This window comes from Amycolatopsis sp. NPDC049252 (genome assembly GCF_043197175.1).
Taxonomy (GTDB): domain Bacteria; phylum Actinomycetota; class Actinomycetes; order Mycobacteriales; family Pseudonocardiaceae; genus Amycolatopsis.
Genome location: NZ_JBICSQ010000005.1, coordinates 56,687 through 72,276, shown reverse-complemented (window position 1 = coordinate 72,276; position 15,590 = coordinate 56,687). Strand labels below are relative to the sequence as shown.

General features: G+C 71.8%; 15 protein-coding genes. 13 read left to right on the top strand and 2 right to left on the bottom strand.

Annotated features, from left to right (window positions below):
• Positions 1 to 9: 9 nt before the first annotated feature.
• Positions 10 to 528: an inorganic diphosphatase gene (locus tag ACGFMK_RS10195; protein WP_360666903.1), complete on the bottom strand. Its 519-nt coding sequence runs from the start codon at positions 526 to 528 to the stop codon at positions 10 to 12.
• Between the two features lie 177 nt (positions 529 to 705).
• On the opposite strand from ACGFMK_RS10195, the gene dacB reads away from it, so the two are divergent.
• From dacB to folK, 13 genes are all read left to right on the top strand, one after another.
• On the top strand, positions 706 to 3,219 hold the full coding sequence (dacB, locus tag ACGFMK_RS10190; RefSeq protein ID WP_392760234.1) for a D-alanyl-D-alanine carboxypeptidase/D-alanyl-D-alanine-endopeptidase: 2,514 nt from the start codon (positions 706 to 708) through the stop codon (positions 3,217 to 3,219).
• Between the two features lie 101 nt (positions 3,220 to 3,320).
• A complete protein-coding gene (locus ACGFMK_RS10185) occupies positions 3,321 to 4,331 on the top strand; it encodes a zinc-dependent metalloprotease (RefSeq protein WP_392760531.1) in 1,011 nt (336 codons plus the stop codon).
• Positions 4,328 to 5,296 (top strand): tRNA lysidine(34) synthetase TilS, encoded by a 969-nt coding sequence (gene tilS / locus ACGFMK_RS10180; protein WP_392760232.1) that lies wholly within the window; start codon positions 4,328 to 4,330, stop codon positions 5,294 to 5,296. The genes ACGFMK_RS10185 and tilS overlap by 4 nt, the downstream gene beginning before the upstream one ends.
• A gap of 3 nt (positions 5,297 to 5,299) precedes the next feature.
• Entirely contained in the window at positions 5,300 to 5,851 is a 552-nt protein-coding gene (hpt, locus tag ACGFMK_RS10175) for a hypoxanthine phosphoribosyltransferase (protein WP_323324456.1), read from the top strand.
• A 146-nt stretch (positions 5,852 to 5,997) separates the two neighbouring features.
• Positions 5,998 to 6,363: a hypothetical protein gene (locus ACGFMK_RS10170; protein ID WP_392760229.1), complete on the top strand. Its 366-nt coding sequence runs from the start codon at positions 5,998 to 6,000 to the stop codon at positions 6,361 to 6,363.
• A 22-nt stretch (positions 6,364 to 6,385) separates the two neighbouring features.
• The gene (locus ACGFMK_RS10165) at positions 6,386 to 7,825 is read left to right on the top strand and encodes a hypothetical protein (RefSeq protein WP_392760227.1); all 1,440 of its coding nucleotides are present in this window, start codon (positions 6,386 to 6,388) and stop codon (positions 7,823 to 7,825) included.
• Positions 7,826 to 7,899: 74 nt separating this feature from the next.
• Entirely contained in the window at positions 7,900 to 8,685 is a 786-nt protein-coding gene (locus tag ACGFMK_RS10160; protein WP_392760225.1) for an ESX secretion-associated protein EspG, read from the top strand.
• A 157-nt stretch (positions 8,686 to 8,842) separates the two neighbouring features.
• Positions 8,843 to 9,658 carry an ESX secretion-associated protein EspG gene (locus ACGFMK_RS10155; protein WP_392760223.1) on the top strand — a complete coding sequence of 272 codons (816 nt, stop codon included), beginning with the start codon at positions 8,843 to 8,845 and terminating at the stop codon, positions 9,656 to 9,658.
• Between the two features lie 202 nt (positions 9,659 to 9,860).
• On the top strand, positions 9,861 to 12,275 hold the full coding sequence (ftsH, locus tag ACGFMK_RS10150; protein ID WP_392760222.1) for an ATP-dependent zinc metalloprotease FtsH: 2,415 nt from the start codon (positions 9,861 to 9,863) through the stop codon (positions 12,273 to 12,275).
• Positions 12,253 to 12,858, top strand: a complete 606-nt coding sequence (gene folE / locus ACGFMK_RS10145; protein WP_392760220.1) for a GTP cyclohydrolase I FolE — start codon at positions 12,253 to 12,255, stop codon at positions 12,856 to 12,858. Before ftsH ends, folE begins: the two co-directional genes overlap by 23 nt.
• Before the next feature lie 35 nt (positions 12,859 to 12,893).
• The gene (gene folP, locus ACGFMK_RS10140; protein WP_392760528.1) at positions 12,894 to 13,700 is read left to right on the top strand and encodes a dihydropteroate synthase; all 807 of its coding nucleotides are present in this window, start codon (positions 12,894 to 12,896) and stop codon (positions 13,698 to 13,700) included.
• On the top strand, positions 13,693 to 14,052 hold the full coding sequence (folB, locus tag ACGFMK_RS10135; RefSeq protein ID WP_392760218.1) for a dihydroneopterin aldolase: 360 nt from the start codon (positions 13,693 to 13,695) through the stop codon (positions 14,050 to 14,052). Before folP ends, folB begins: the two co-directional genes overlap by 8 nt.
• Positions 14,049 to 14,540: a 2-amino-4-hydroxy-6-hydroxymethyldihydropteridine diphosphokinase gene (gene folK, locus ACGFMK_RS10130; protein WP_392760216.1), complete on the top strand. Its 492-nt coding sequence runs from the start codon at positions 14,049 to 14,051 to the stop codon at positions 14,538 to 14,540. The genes folB and folK overlap by 4 nt, the downstream gene beginning before the upstream one ends.
• 53 nt (positions 14,541 to 14,593) lie before the next feature.
• On the opposite strand, the gene ACGFMK_RS10125 is transcribed toward folK, so the two are convergent.
• Positions 14,594 to 15,529 carry a MerR family transcriptional regulator gene (locus ACGFMK_RS10125; RefSeq protein WP_392760525.1) on the bottom strand — a complete coding sequence of 312 codons (936 nt, stop codon included), beginning with the start codon at positions 15,527 to 15,529 and terminating at the stop codon, positions 14,594 to 14,596.
• Positions 15,530 to 15,590 lie beyond the last annotated feature (61 nt).

Below are 15,590 nucleotides of genomic sequence, written 5' to 3'. Positions count from 1 at the left end.
GTGCGGACGTCAGTGGGCGGCGCCGCCGTCGGCCTTCTCCTTGGCCAGGCGGTCGGTCTCCCGCTCGTACGAACGGCCGATCTCGGCCTCGGCCTCGGTGCGGCCGACCCAGGACGAGCCTTCGACGCTCTTGCCGGGCTCGAGGTCCTTGTACACCTCGAAAAAGTGCTGGATCTCGAGGCGGTGGAACTCGTTCATGTGGTGGATGTCGCGCAGGTGCTCCAGGCGCGGGTCGTTCGACGGAACGGCGATGACCTTGTCGTCCGGGCCCTTCTCGTCGGTCATCCGGAACATGCCGATCGCGCGGCAGCGGATCAGGCAACCCGGGAACGTGGGCTCCTGCACGAGCACCATCACGTCCAGGGGGTCGCCGTCCTGGCCGAGAGTGTCGTCGATGAAGCCGTAGTCGGCCGGGTACTGCGTGGCCGTGAACAGGGTCCGGTCCAGCTTGATGCGGCCGGTCTTGTGGTCGACCTCGTACTTGTTGCGCTCCCCTTTGGGGATTTCGATCGTGACGTCGAACTCCACGGCGTCCCTCACTTGCTTCTTTGTAGGTACGGCATGCCCGCGCGACGCAGGCGGCAACCTCAAGGGCTGTCTTGACGTCTCCTAGTGTGGACTACGCCCTGCCTCGCGGTCGCATCGATGTCGGCTGCTCGGCATGTGAGCTTGGCCCCTTCCGGGGCAGGTGAGAAGGAGTGGTGGGTGCCGGAAAACGACCAGCCGATGTGGCCTTCGTCGGACGAAGACCGCTCGTCGTCGGGCGCGGGCAAGACCACTCCGATGTCGCTGCCCGACAGCCCGCCGGAGTCCGCCGAACGGGTGAGCGTGCCGAAGGTCACAGGAAGTGAGGCGCCTAAGGGGTCGTGGTTCGCGCCGAACGTGCCACCCGAGCCGGTGCCGGGGTTGAACGCGCCCGCCGAGCCCGTCGAGCCGCCGTCGCCGCCCGCGGTCAAGCAGGACCTCGCCGACCGCCTCGGCGGGACGGCGAAGCCGAAGCTGCCGAAGCAGGCGCCGAAGCCCGCCGAGCCCACGGAGGCCGCCGAGTCCAAGCCGGCCGAGCCGGCGCCTGCCGAGCCCGCCGAGCCGAAGGCGGCCGACGAGCTGAAGGCAGACCCGGAGAGCACCCGGCAGATCGACGTCAAGCAGCTCAAGAAGGCGGCCGAACCCGCGGAGGCGGAGGCGGCCGAGCCGAAGTGGGACCCCGAGAGCACGCGGCAGATCGACGTCAAGCAACTCGACATCAAGAAGCCGGAGCCGACGCCGGTGGTGCCGGTCGAGCGCAACGTCTGGCCCAGTGGGGCGGCGGAGGCGCAGCCGGGCGAGGCCAAGGGGCCGGAGGAGCCGCAGCAGCCGTGGCGCGAGGAGCTGCAGCACTGGCGCGACGAGCAGCAGCGCCGCGAGGACCAGCAGCGCGCCGACGCGCAGCAGCAGCGCCAGCAGGAGCAGCAGCGACCGCAGGATCAGCAGCGCGCCGATGCGCAGCCGCAGCGGTCCCCGTCGGACGCGCCCTGGGCGCAGCGCATCGACCTGCGGGAACACCGCGGCGACCGGCCGGCCGAGCCCGGTGAGCGTCGCCCCGGCCTGCCGCCGGAGCCGCCGCGCGGGATCGTCCCGTCGGCGTCCGCGGGGTCGCTCGCGCGGCCGATGCGGATCGAGCCGGACGGGCGGCAGTTCGACGCCGAGGCGACCGTCGGGATCGAACGGCCCACCCAGTTCCCCGCCGCCTTCCAGCAGCAGCCGCAGCCCCGCAACGAACCGCAGGCCGAGCCCCCGGTTCCCGAGCCGCCCGCGGCCGAGCCGGCCGCCGCCGCGGAACCGCCGAAGAAGAAGGGCAAGCGCAAGCTGATCCTGATCGGCGCGCTCGTGCTGGTGGTGCTCGCCGGGCTCGGTGTCGCCGCCGCGATGCCGAAGGTGGCCAACCGGCTGGCCCTGCCCTGGGCCCCGAACGCCCCGAAGGGCGACAGCCCCGACCCCGCCGCGGCCACCCGCGCACTGCAGGGGCCGAACACGTCCGGGACGGCGCCGACCGCGAACGGCGTCAAGTCGGCGCTGGCCAGTGCGGCCGGCAACAGCGCGCTCGGCCAGCTCACCGGCAGCGTCGTCGACCCGGTCAGCGGCACCGAGCTGTGGAACCACAACGCGACGTCGCCGGTGACGCCGGCGTCGACGACGAAGGTGCTCACCTCCGCCGCCGCGCTGCTGTCGCTGGACCCGAACACCCGGCTGTCGACGAAGATCGTCCAGGGCGCCGATCCGAGCACCGTGATCCTCGTCGGCGGCGGCGACCCCACCCTCACCGCGCTGCCGCTGGGCACCGAATCGCCGCTGTACCCGGGCGCCGCGCACGTCGACGACCTCGTCGCGCAGGTGAAGAAGGCCCACCCGGGCGTCAAGAAGGTGCAGGTCGACCTGAGCCTGTTCAAGGGCGCGACGACCGCGCCGGGCTGGGCCGCCGGCGACGCGCCGTCGACGTTCGCCACCCAGATCTCGTCGGTGATGGCGGACTCCGGGCGCATCGACCCGAAGAACAACAACTCCCAGCGCATCCCCAACGCGGGCAGCGCGCTCGCCGGGACGATCGCGTCGAAGCTCAGTGCCTCGGCCGGTGGCCAGGCGACCGCGCCCAAGGACGCGAAGGTGCTCGCCGAGGTCAAGTCCGCGCCGCTGACCGAGCTGGTCTCCGACACCATGGAGCTGTCGGACGACGTCCTCGCCGAGGCCCTCGCCCGGCAGGTGGCTCTGGCCAACGGGCAGGAAGCGAGCTTCGCCGGCGGTGCGGCGGCGACCATCAAGGTGCTGAAGGACCACGGCTTCGACGTCTCGGGCGTCGAGCTGAGCGACGGCAGCGGCATCACCACGCTGAACCGGATCCCGGCGAAGCTGCTGACCCAGCTGATGGCGGCCGCGGCGGCTCCCGAGGGCAAGAACCCGAACACCGCCAAGCTGCGCGCGATGCTGGCCGGGCTGCCGGTGGCCGGCGGCTCCGGCACGCTCGCCGACAAGCGGTTCGACACCCCCGGTTCGCAGGCCGGCCGCGGCTGGGTGCGGGCCAAGACCGGCACGCTCACCGGCGTCAACACCCTCGCCGGCGTGGTCCTCGACCAGGACGGCCGGGTACTGGTGTTCGCGTTCATGTCCAACGGCTCGGACACCGACGCCGGCCGGAACGCCCTCGACGTCCTCGCGACGAGCCTGCGCAAGTGTGGCTGCGGCTGATCACCACCTCTCCGTGTGCGAAGCGTGCGGAAGTCGTGGCCGGAAACGCGCTCGGGGCAGGTAGCGTCGAAAGGGTGAGTCAGGAAACCGAGACCCGGCCCATGGTCGACTGGTCGCTCGCCGCGCAGACCGGGGCGCTGCTGGTGCGCGGCGGCCCGCAGGTGCCGCGCGACGAGGCCGAGGCGGCCGTCACCGACCTGCGCGAACTGACCATGGAAGCCGAGGGGCACGTCCGGGAGCTGACGGGCCTCGGGCTCGACCTGCCGCTGCTGCCCGGCGAGGTCGTCGACCGGCCGGGCTGGGTGCGCTCCGCCGCCGCGGGCCTGGACGCGCTCACCGGGCGCGCGCTGCCGCAGCAGGGCGGGCCGTTCGGGCCGATACTGGCCGGCGGTGCCGGCGTCCAGACCGGCCTGGTGCTCGCGTTCCTGGCCAGCCGGGTGCTGGGTCAGTACGACCCGTTCGGTGGTCCCGAGCGCGCCGGGCAGCTGCTGCTGGTCGCGCCGAACGTCGTCGCCGCGGAACGCGCGATGAAGGTGCCCGGGCACGACTTCCGGCTCTGGGTCTGCCTGCACGAGTGCACCCACCGGCTCCAGTTCACCGCGGTCACCTGGCTGCGCGACTATTTCGCCGACGAGGTCGAGCGGCTCGTCTCCGGCCTGGCCGGCGGCAGCTCCGACAGCCTCGCGGACCTCGTCGGACGGCTGCCCGAGGCGATCAAGCAGGGCCCGAAGCTGAACCTCGCCGAGCTGCTCCAGTCGCCGAAGGAACGTGCGGTGTTCGACCGGCTGCTCGCGCTCTCGACGCTGCTCGAGGGCCACGCCGACTACGTGATGGACGCCGTCGGCCCGCGGGTCGTGCCGAGCGTCGACACGATCCGCGCGCGGTTCACCGCCCGGCGCAAGGGCGGCGGCGTCTTCGACCGGCTGCTGCGCGCGCTGCTCGGCGTCGACGCGAAGATCCGTCAGTACGAAGAAGGCGCGAAGTTCACGAAGCACGTCGTGGACGCCGTCGGCATGGAAGGGTTCAACGCCGTCTGGCGCTCGCCGAACACGCTGCCGTCGCGCGCCGAGATCGCCGATCCGGCCGCGTGGGTCCGGCGCCTGCACGGGTGAGCGGGCCGGCGGTCGCGGCCGTCCGGCGCGCCGTCCGCGAGTTCCTGGCGACGATCGACGCGCCCGCCGAACTGTGTGTCGCCGTCTCCGGCGGCGCCGACTCCCTCGCACTGGCCGAGGCCACGGCGTACGTCGGGCACCACCGTGGCCTTCATGGCCACCGGGTCCGCGCCCTGGTCGTCGACCACGGGCTGCAGGACGGCTCGGCGAAGATCGCGCGCGACGCCGTCGCGGCGGCGAAGGCACTGGGCGCCGACGAAGCCGAGGTGCGCCGGGTCGACGTCACCGGTCCCGGCGGCCCGGAAGCGGCCGCGCGCAAGGCCCGCTACGGCGCTCTCGCCGGGCACGACCTCGTGCTGCTCGGCCACACCCTCGACGACCAGGCCGAGACCGTCCTGCTCGGGCTGGGCCGCGGGTCCGGCCCGCGCAGCCTCGCCGGGATGCGCCCGCACGACCCGCCGTGGGGCCGTCCGCTGCTGGCGGTGCCCCGCGCGACGACCCGGGCGGCCTGCGCGGAGCTCGGCGTCGAGCCCTGGGAGGACCCGCACAACGCCGAAGCGCGCTTCACCAGGGTCCGGCTGCGGACCGAGGTCCTGCCGCTGCTGGAGGACGTCCTCAACGGCGGCGTGGCGGCCGCACTCGCCCGCACGGCCGCGCAGCTGCGTGAGGACAGCGAGGCGTTGGACACATCGGCGGACAGGATCTTCACCCGTGCGGGCGGCGTCGAAGGTCTGGATGTCGCAGTCCTCGAGAGCGAGCCCGCGGCACTGCGGCGGCGGGTTCTCCGCAGGTGGCTGCTGGAGTCGGGGGTGCGCGAGCTCACCGACGCGCACCTCCGGGCGGTCGACGCGCTCGTCGCCCGGTGGCGTGGTCAGGGCGGTGTCTGGTTGCCGGGCAACTTGGAAGCCCGGCGGCGCCGTGGCAGGCTCTGCGTCATCTCCCAACCCACCACCCGAGGGGACTGACCCGTGTACGAGGGCGAAATCGCCTCCGTGCTCGTCACCGAGCAGCAGATCCAGGACAAGATCACGGAGCTGTCGGCGCAGATCGCCGCCGACTATCCGGCCAACGGGCAGGGTGAACTCCTGCTGGTGGGTGTCCTGAAGGGCGCGGTCATGTTCATGACCGACTTCGCCCGCGCGCTGCCGCTGCCGACGCAGCTGGAATTCATGGCCGTCTCCTCCTACGGCTCGTCGACGTCGTCGTCCGGCGTCGTGCGGATCCTCAAGGACCTCGACCGCGACATCGCGGGCCGGGACGTGCTGATCGTCGAGGACATCGTCGACTCCGGCCTGACCCTGTCGTGGCTGCTCAAGAACCTGGCCAGCCGCAACCCCGCGTCGCTCGAGGTGGTCTCGCTGCTGCGCAAGCCGGACGCGGTCAAGGTCGACGTCCCGGTGAAGTACATCGGCTTCGACATCCCGAACGAGTTCGTCGTCGGCTACGGCCTGGACTACGCCGAGCGCTACCGGGACCTGCCCTACATCGGGACGCTGGACCCGAAGGTCTACACGTCCTAGTTCACCGACCGTTCACCGCAAGGACCGGATTTGCGGAACCCTGGCTTCGCGGATTGCGTCATAGGCTCTGATCACGTGCGTTAACCTATGCGAAGACCTATTCGTGCCCGCGGTGATCCGGGTCGGGGGAACGGGAGAGAGTGCAGATGGGCAACAGCAGCACTGCCGACGCGAACGCCTTCAAGGCCGCGGCCGCGGCGGGTCAGGTCGGCATCGACCCCGACGCCGCGCAGACCGTGCTGAACAAGATCCGCACCGGCAAGGACGCCGTCGAGGCCCTGCTCAGCGGCGCGGGCACGCTCGCCCAGCCGCCGAAGCTCGGGGACAACCCGGTCGGCAACGCGATGGCGGCGAAGTTCGTCCAGCGCGCGGACGGTGGCGGGGACTCGTACTCCGCGGCCCTGCAGAACCTGCTCGACCAGTACTCCGCCGCCGAGGAGGGCATCGTCACGGCGATGTCCCGGTACCACGAGATCGACCAGGCCGCGGCCGACCCGTTCCGCAACGCCTGAGCCCAGAGGGGGATTCGAAATCATGGCTCCGAACCACAGCGACCAGCCGCCGGCCACCACTCCGGGCTCTGCTGATCAGGGCTCGCTCGTCCCGCTCGGCGACAACTCGGCGTCGCAGAACATCGTCGCGGACGCCCGCGGCCGTTCCGACGGCTTCGACATGGGCAGCGACCGCGCGATCGCCAACCCGCCGAACTGGAACGCGCAGGCCAGCCAGCAGCTCTACAACGGCGCGGTCAACAACAACGACCCCGGCACCGCCGAGGCGACCGGGCACGCCTGGGCGCACCACGGCAGCGAGCTGAAGGCGGCCTCCGACCACCTGTACAACGCGATCTCCGAGCTGGGCAACGCCTGGGTCGGTCGCGGTGCCGCGGGTGCGCAGGGCGCGCTGGTGGCCATCGCCAACTCCGGTTCGCAGGCCTCCGAGGCCGCGAACACGATGTCGGACCGGCTCGCCCGGCAGGCCGCCGCGGCCGCCGAGGTCAAGAAGATGCCGGCCCCGAAGGACTTCGACCCGAAGCAGGCCATGGCGGCGGCGCTGGCCGGCGGGCCGGCGGCGCTGCTCGCCGACCAGAAGGCGCAGTCGGACGCGGCCAACGACGTCAAGGCGCAGCAGGTCGCGTTCTTCAACGCCTACACCAAGTCGATGAGCGAGGTCGACAGCTCGACCCCGAGCTTCGGCCCGGAGTCGCTCGGCATGAAGCCGACGGGGTCGCACAACTCGATCTCGTTCAGCGGCATCAGCAGCGTCGGCAACGCCGGCCCGGTCCAGGGCCTGAGCGGCGCGGGCAACGCGGTCTTCGCCTCGAGCGGCGCGGGCTTCGGCGGCAACGGCGGCGCGTTCGACGCGCAGCACGCGGCCTTCGGCCCGAACTCGGGCCACGGTGCCGCGGCGGGCTTCGGCGGCCACGAAGCCGCGGCCGCGCTCGGCGCCGACGGTCCGGGCGGTCCCGGCGGCCCTGGTGGCACCGCGGGCACCACCCCGGGTGGTACCGCGACGGGTGCGGGCCAGGTGCCCGGCGGCGGCCACACCGGCGGCGGCAGCAGCAACCCGCTCGGCAAGATCGGCATGGGCCTCGGCATCGGCGGCGCCGCCGGCGGTCTCGGTGCGCTGGCTTCCCGCGCGCTGGGCAAGGGCAACCGGTCCGGCGCCAAGTCGCAGAACGAAACGAGCCTCGCGTCGGCGGAGGGCCAGGCGCAGAGCGCCGCTTCGGCCCAGGCGCCGCAGCAGGGTCTCGTGTCGTCCGCGGGCACCATCGGCGGCCAGACCCCGCCGCCGCCCGGCATGGGTGGCATGGGCGGCGGAATGGCCCCGCACGGTGCCCAGGGCGAGCAGGACGAGGAGCACACGCACGCCTCGTTCCTCATCGAAGCCGACCCGGACGCCGCCTTCGGCGCCGACCAGGCGACTCCGCCGCCGGTCATCGGCGCGTGGTCCGAGGACGACGAAGACCGCTGATCCGCACGGGCCGGGCGCGCCCAGCGCGTCCGGCCCGCTTTTCTTGCCGTTGAGTCTTTCTGGGGGGTGGCTCGATGCCGAACGCTGAGCTGCTGACCCCGGTCGAGGTGGACTTCCTGTGGGAGTCCGCCGGGCTGGGTGAGCTGCCGTACCCGCTGCGCGTCCGGTCGCACGGCGAAACCGAGGACGAGCGGTCCCTGCTGCGCCAGCGGACGCTGGAGGGGTTGGCGGCGCGGGGGCTCGCGGACGGCCGCGGCCGTCCCGAACCGCACGTCGAGGACTACTTCGGGCTGCTGGCGACGCCGGAACTGAGCCTGGACGCCGTCCAGCTGATCGCCCCGGACGCCGAGCCGCTGCTCGCGATCGCCGGCGTGCTGGGCGGACAGGGTCTGCTGGCCGTCCAGGACACCCGGGGCCTGCACCTGCAGCCGTGTCCGGTGGACGGCCTGGCCAGCGCGATCGTCTCGCTGCTGCCCGGGGCCCCGCGCGGCAGCGAGAAGTCGATCACGGTGCCGCTGGACCAGCTGGTCGGCGCGCACGGCGTCGACTTCCTGCAGCGCCGCGGCACCGGCGACGACCGCACCAGCGCCGAAGACGACCGCAAGGCCCTCGCCCGCCTGCACGCCCAGCCGCGCCTGCGCGGCGGTCAGATCGCCGCGAACGCCCGCACCCGCATGGGCGCCCGGACCCGCACGCCGGTGCTGAGCTGGTTCGACACGGAGTCGGGCCGCTACTTCACCCAGGCGAGCCAGGGCCGCGACGGCCGCGACTGGATCACCATCGCGCCCGCGGACGCGGCGACGCTGCGGCACCGGCTCGGCGAGATGCTCGCGGGAGCGTCGGCGACCAGCACGGTCTGACCCGCGGCCTCGTTCCGGACACCGTGAACACCGGCCCCACACCTCCTCTGCCAAGATCGGCCCGGGTTCTCCGAGCGTGCCCACCCTGCAGACGGGAACGATCCCGTTTTGTCGGTGGTGCGGGCTACGCTGAGCAAGAGTCCGATCCGGGAGAGTAGTGATGCAAGAGTTCTTCTCGCCGCTGACGTTCGACTTCCTGTGGGAGTCGGCCGGCGTGGGCGAGCTGCCGTACCCGCTGCAGATCCGCTCGCACGGCGCGACCGAAGACGAGCGGGTCTCGCTGCGCCACCGCACCGACGTCGAGCTGAAGGCGCGCGGCATCCGCGAGCCGCGGGGCAGGCTGGCGCCGCCGATCGAGGACGCGCTGGAGCTGCTGGCCTTCGCGCCCCTGACCATCGACGCGCTGCACATCCCGCAGTTCGAGACGCCGACCGTCGGAGTGCTGGCCGCGGCCGACGACACCAAGGGCGTGCTCGCGGTCCAGGACGCCGACGGCATCTGGCTGCGTGACATCCCGAAGGACGGGCTGGTCTCGGCCGTCGTCGGCGTGCTGCCCGGCGGGCCACGCGGCACCGAGGCCTCGGTCACGCTCCCGCTGGACGAAGCCCTGCACACCGCCCCGATCCGGGTGCCGGTGTCGCTGCCGTCGACCGGCGCGGAAGAGACCAAGGGCAAGCGCCGCACACCGCTGAGCGAGCGGGTCGTCGCCGACCCCCGGGAGGCCTACGGGCGGCTCGCGGGGCAGCCCCGGCTGCGCGGCGGTCAGCTGGCAGCGAACAGCCGGTCCCACGTCGGGGCCAAGCAGCGGTCCCGGGTGCTGGCCTGGTTCGACACCGCCACCGGGCGGTACCTCAGCCTCTCCCGTGCAGGTACGGACGGTCGGGAGTGGGTCACCGTGGCCCCCGCGGACCCGGCGACCTTGCGGACGCGGCTGGGCGAGATGGTGAGCAGTGTGTCGGACGGCACGCGATAGCGTGACAAGGGTGCGGGCCGAACGGGAACCAGGACGCGGTATCGCCCGTTGACCTGCGAGAGGCTCACAGGGGATGAACGCGGCAGCGGACGGTACCCTGTTGGGACGGGTGTCCAGGCACCACGGGTTGTCAAGATCGTGATGGCGGGTATCACAGGAGCCGCCCAACCAGGGAGGGTCGAGGCCACCAGGGCCGAGTCGTATGAACCGGAAGAGCGTGCTCAGGAACCCACTGCTGTGGATCGTCGCGGGGTTGCTGGCGTTGTTCGCGTACAACACGATCTTCGACAGTGATCGTGGGTACACCCAGGCACCCATCTCGGTGGCGAACTCCCAGATCACCACGAACAACGTCAAGGAAGCCAGCCTCGAGGACAAGGAGCAGCAGCTCAAGCTGCTGCTGAACAAGTCCATCGACGTCGACGGCCAGCAGGTCACTCAGATCATTTCGCAGTACCCGGCGGACGCCACTCGCCCGATCTACGACTCGTTGATCGCGGCGAAGACCGGCGGCCAGCCGATCAAGTTCACCACCAAGGTCACGCAGCAGGGCGTGCTGACCCAGATCCTCATCTTCGCCATCCCGCTGGCCCTCGTGCTGGGCCTGCTGATGTGGATGATGAACAACGCGCAGGGCGGCGGCAACCGCGTCCTCAACTTCGGCAAGTCCAAGGCCAAGCAGCTGAACAAGGACATGCCCAAGACGACCTTCGGGGATGTCGCGGGGGCCGACGAGGCCGTCGAAGAGCTCTACGAGATCAAGGACTTCCTGCAGAACCCGGCGCGATATCAGGCACTCGGCGCGAAGATCCCGAAGGGCGTCCTGCTCTACGGGCCGCCCGGTACCGGCAAGACGCTGCTCGCGCGAGCTGTCGCGGGTGAAGCGGGCGTGCCGTTCTACACGATCTCCGGCTCGGACTTCGTCGAGATGTTCGTCGGTGTCGGTGCGTCGCGTGTCCGTGACCTGTTCGAACAGGCCAAGCAGAACGCGCCGTGCATCATCTTCGTCGACGAGATCGACGCGGTCGGCCGCCAGCGCGGCGCCGGCCTCGGCGGCGGCCACGACGAGCGCGAGCAGACCCTGAACCAGCTGCTCGTCGAGATGGACGGCTTCGACGCCCGCGGCGGCATCATCCTGATCGCGGCGACCAACCGGCCCGACATCCTCGACCCCGCGCTGCTGCGCCCGGGCCGCTTCGACCGGCAGATCCCGGTCTCGGCGCCCGACCTGCGCGGCCGCAAGGCGATCCTCGAGGTGCACTCCAAGGGCAAGCCGATCGCCCAGGGCACCGACCTCACCAGCCTGGCCAAGCGGACCGTCGGCATGTCCGGCGCCGACCTGGCGAACGTGCTGAACGAGGCCGCGCTGCTCACCGCCCGCAAGAACGGGCACGTGATCAGCGAGGTCGAGCTGGAGGAGTCCGTCGACCGCGTCGTCGGCGGCCCCGCCCGCAAGAGCCGGATCATCTCCGAGAAGGAGAAGAAGATCACGGCCTACCACGAGGGCGGCCACGCGCTCGCCGCGTGGGCGATGCCGGACATCGAACCGGTCTACAAGCTGACCATCCTGCCGCGCGGCCGCACGGGCGGGCACGCGCTGCTCGTCCCGGAGGACGACAAGGACCTGATGACCCGCTCCGAGATGATCGGGCGGCTGGTCTTCGCGATGGGAGGTCGCACGGCGGAGGAGCTCGTCTTCCACGAGCCCACCACCGGCGCGTCCTCGGACATCGAGCAGGCGACGAAGATCGCCCGCGCGATGGTCACCGAGTACGGCATGAGCGCCCGCCTGGGCGCGGTCAAGTACGGCCAGGAGCAGGGCGACCCGTTCCTGGGCCGCTCGGCCGGCCGTCAGGCGGACTACTCGCTCGAGGTGGCGCACGAGATCGACGAGGAGGTGCGCAAGCTCATCGAGACCGCGCACACCGAGGCGTGGCACGTGCTCAACACCTACCGTGACGTGCTCGACGAGCTGGTCATCGAACTCCTCGAGAAGGAGACGCTGACCCGCAAGGACCTCGAGCGGATCTTCGCGACGGTCGAGAAGCGCCCGCACATCACGGTGTTCAACGAGTTCGGTGAGCGGACGCCCTCCGACAAGCCGCCCATCAAGACCCCGGGCGAGCTGGCGATCGAGCGCGGCGAGCCGTGGCCCCCGCCGGAGAAGGAGAAGCCGGTCCTCAAGCCGGAGCCGACCCCGGTCGGCACCGCACAGGGCGGCGGCGACCTGCCCGGCGGACCGCCGTACCCGACCTCGGCGCCGGACCCGAACGCCAACCCGTACGCCCCGCCGCCCCCAGGCTCCTACCCGAACGGCGGCCGCCCCTACGGCGGGTCGAACGGTGGCCCGAACGGCACGTCGCACTGGCCGCAGAACTACGGCGCCCAGCCCGGCGGTGGTTACCAGGGCGGCCCGGCAGGCCAGAGCGGCCCGCCGAACTACGGTGCCCCTCCGGGCTGGACCCCCGCGACCTCTCCCGGCGGCCAGCCGGGTCAGTCGTGGCGTCCCGGTGGCGAAGAACGCACTCGCGAGCACGGCTGGTTCGCCGATCAAGCGGGCAACCAGCAGAGCGAGGGGGAGCGTCGTGACGTGGATGGACCAGAAAAGCCCCAGTGACGCCGGCCGCCCGGTCTTCGACCAAGACCGGGCGGAGAAGGCGATCCACGAGCTTTTGCTGGCCTGCGGCGAAAACCCGGACCGGGACGGCCTGAAGGACACCCCGGCCCGGGTCGCCCGCGCGTACAAGGAGATGTTCGCCGGCCTCTACATCGAGCCGGACTCGGTACTGGACAAGACCTTCGACGAATCCCACGAAGAGCTGGTCCTGGTCACGGACATCCCGATGTACAGCCAATGTGAACACCATTTGGTGCCCTTCCACGGGGTTGCGCACGTCGGGTACATCCCGAACGCGGGCGGCAAGGTCACCGGGCTCTCGAAACTCGCCCGCCTCGTCGACCTCTACGCCAAGCGCCCGCAGGTCCAGGAACGCCTCACCTCGCAGGTCGCCGACGCTCTCGTCCGCAAGCTCGAGCCGCGTGGCGTCATCGTCGTCATCGAGGCTGAGCATCTCTGCATGGCCATGCGCGGGATCCGTAAGCCCGGTGCTCGCACGACCACCTCGGCCGTGCGGGGGCAGCTCAAGACCTCCGCTTCGTCACGGGCGGAGGCGCTCGACCTCATCAAGGCGCGTCGGTGAGCACGAACCTGCCCGCGCCCGGGCGGTGCGTCGTGATGGGCGTGCTGAACGTGACGCCGGATTCCTTTTCGGACGGTGGCCGTTACCTCGACGTCGACCAGGCGCTGGAGCACGCGCGGGCGATGTGGGCGCGGGGGGCCGACCTGATCGACGTCGGCGGGGAGTCGACGCGGCCCGGTGCGCTGCGGGTGGACGCCGAGACCGAGCTGGCGCGGGTGCTCCCGGTGATCCGGACGCTTGCCGGTGAGGGTGTGGCGTTGTCGGTCGACACCACGCGCGCGGCCGTGGCCGCCGCGGCGCTCGAGGCCGGGGCGCACGTGGTCAACGACGTTTCGGGTGGGCTGGCCGATCCCGACATGGCGCGGGTCGCGGCCGAGTCCGGGGCGCCGTGGGTGCTGATGCACTGGCGCGGGCACAGCGAGGACATGCAGGCCCTCGCGAAGTACGAAGACGTCGTCGCCGACGTCCGGTCGGAGCTGCTGGCCCGGGTGGACGACGCCCTCGCGGCCGGCGTGGCCGAGAGCGCGATCGTGCTGGATCCCGGGCTCGGGTTCGCGAAGAACGCCGAGCACGACTGGGCGTTGCTGCGCGGGCTGGACTCGTTGCTCTCCCTGGGTTTCCCGGTGCTCGTCGGTGCGTCCCGCAAGCGGTTCCTCGGCCGGCTGCTGTCCGAAAAGGGCGGTACGCCGCGGCCGCCGGACGGCCGGGAGGACGCGACGGCGGCCATCTCGGCGCTCGCCGCGGCCGCCGGGGCCTGGGGCGTGCGGGTGCACGAGGTCGGGGCGTCGCTGGACGCGGTCACCGTGGCCGCGGCGTGGTGGAAGGGTTCGCCGGATGTCTGACCGGATCACGTTGACCGGCCTGCGGGTGTTCGGGCACCACGGCGTGTTCGAGCACGAGAAGCGGGACGGCCAGGAGTTCGTCGTCGACATCACGGTGTGGCTCGATCTCGGGCCGGCCGCGGCGTCGGACGACCTGACCAAGACGCTGCACTACGGCGAGCTGGCCGAGCTGGCCGCCGGGATCGTCGCGGGTGAGCCGTACGACCTGATCGAGAAGGTCGCCGGCACGATCGCCGACGCGGTCATCCGGGACGAACGCCTGAGCGCGGTCGAGGTGACCGTGCACAAGCCGTCGGCGCCGATCCCGCTGACCTTCGACGACGTGGCCGTCACGGTCCGGCGCGAGCGATGAGCCGCGCCGTCCTTTCCCTCGGGTCCAACCTCGGCGACCGGCTCGGCTTCCTGAAGCTCGCGCTGGACGCCGTCCGGCCCGCGCTGGTCGCGGTGTCGAGCGTGTACGAAACCCAGGCGTGGGGTGTCGAGGACCAGCCCGACTTCCTCAACGCCGTCTGCGTCGTCGACGACCCGGACCGCGACCACTGGGCGTGGCTGCGCACGGGCCAGGCCGCCGAACAGGCGGCCGGGCGGGTGCGGGAGCTGCGCTGGGGGCCGCGGACGCTGGACGTCGACGTCGTCACGGTCGACGGTGTCACATCCACCGACCCGGAGCTGCTGCTGCCGCACCCGGGCACGCCGGACCGGGCGAGCGTGCTGATCCCGTGGCTGGAGATCGAGCCCCGCGCGGTCCTGCCCGGTCACGGCCCGGTCACCGCGCTGCTGGCCGCGCGTCCGGCGTCCGACGTCGACACCGTCCGGCGTACCGACCTCACGCTGAGCTGACCAAAGTCAAGCCCTGGGCGGCAGCTCGTCGCCGAGTTGCCGCCCAGGGGCGGTCAGCCGCGCAGTGCCGCGATCATGAAGCCGACTGCCGGCCGGGTTGTCGGGAACGGGGGCCAGCCGTTGATGATCCCCAGCAGCTTCCAGTAGTGCTCGGCGCGGGGGTCGCCACCCGCGGCGAAGCGTTCGGCCAGCTCGTGGCGGAACTCCGCCGACGCCGGATCCTGGTCCGGCCGGGCCGAGGCTGCCGCGATCTCCGCCGCAAGCGTTTGCCCCGCCGTCGACGTGGGGCTTTCCTTCGCGTCGACGGCCTCCTGGGCGCGGGCAACCCACGCGTTCCAGTTCTCCCGCCAGGCCGAAGACGGCTGCTCGAAGTCGCCTTCGCGGATCTGCTGGGCCTGGGTTTCGCTCATCGTGCGGATCAGGGTCCGGAACGACGGGTCCTGGACGAGCTCGGCGAACTCGATCCACGCTTCCAGCTGCTCCGGCGACGGGTCGTCCGGCAGCTCGGGCTTGCCGGCGCGCATCCGCTCGTAGAACTGCGGATCGATCTCGAGCCCGGCGACCATCTCGTCCCAGAACTCGTCGACCAGCCGCTTGCGCTCCTCGTCGGACATCGACGCGAGACGGTTCATCAGTTTCACTTCCTCCAGCTCGGAATCACGTTTGGCCACCGCGCGCAGCACCGCCCGGCGCAGCCGGAGCCGCCGGATCTGCTCGTCGAGCGCCTCGACGTGCCGGTTCGCCAGCTCGCCCACGGTCGAGGACCGGGTCAGGGCGGCGGAGACGTCGGCGAGGCCGAGGCCGAGCTCGCGCAGGGTGCGGACCAGCTCGAGCCGGGCCATGGCCGTGGCGTCGTAGAGCCGGTAGCCGGCGTCCGTCCGGTCGGTCGGGGGCAGCAGGCCCTCGTCCGAGTAGAACCGGATGGTCTTGACCGGCAGGCCCGTGCGCCGGGCCAGCTCGCCGATGGTGAAGGTCGCGGTGGTGCCCACAAGACGCATCTTGAACTCTCCAGTTGGGGGAGAGTCAAGGATTCCACGGTACGGTTGGGTC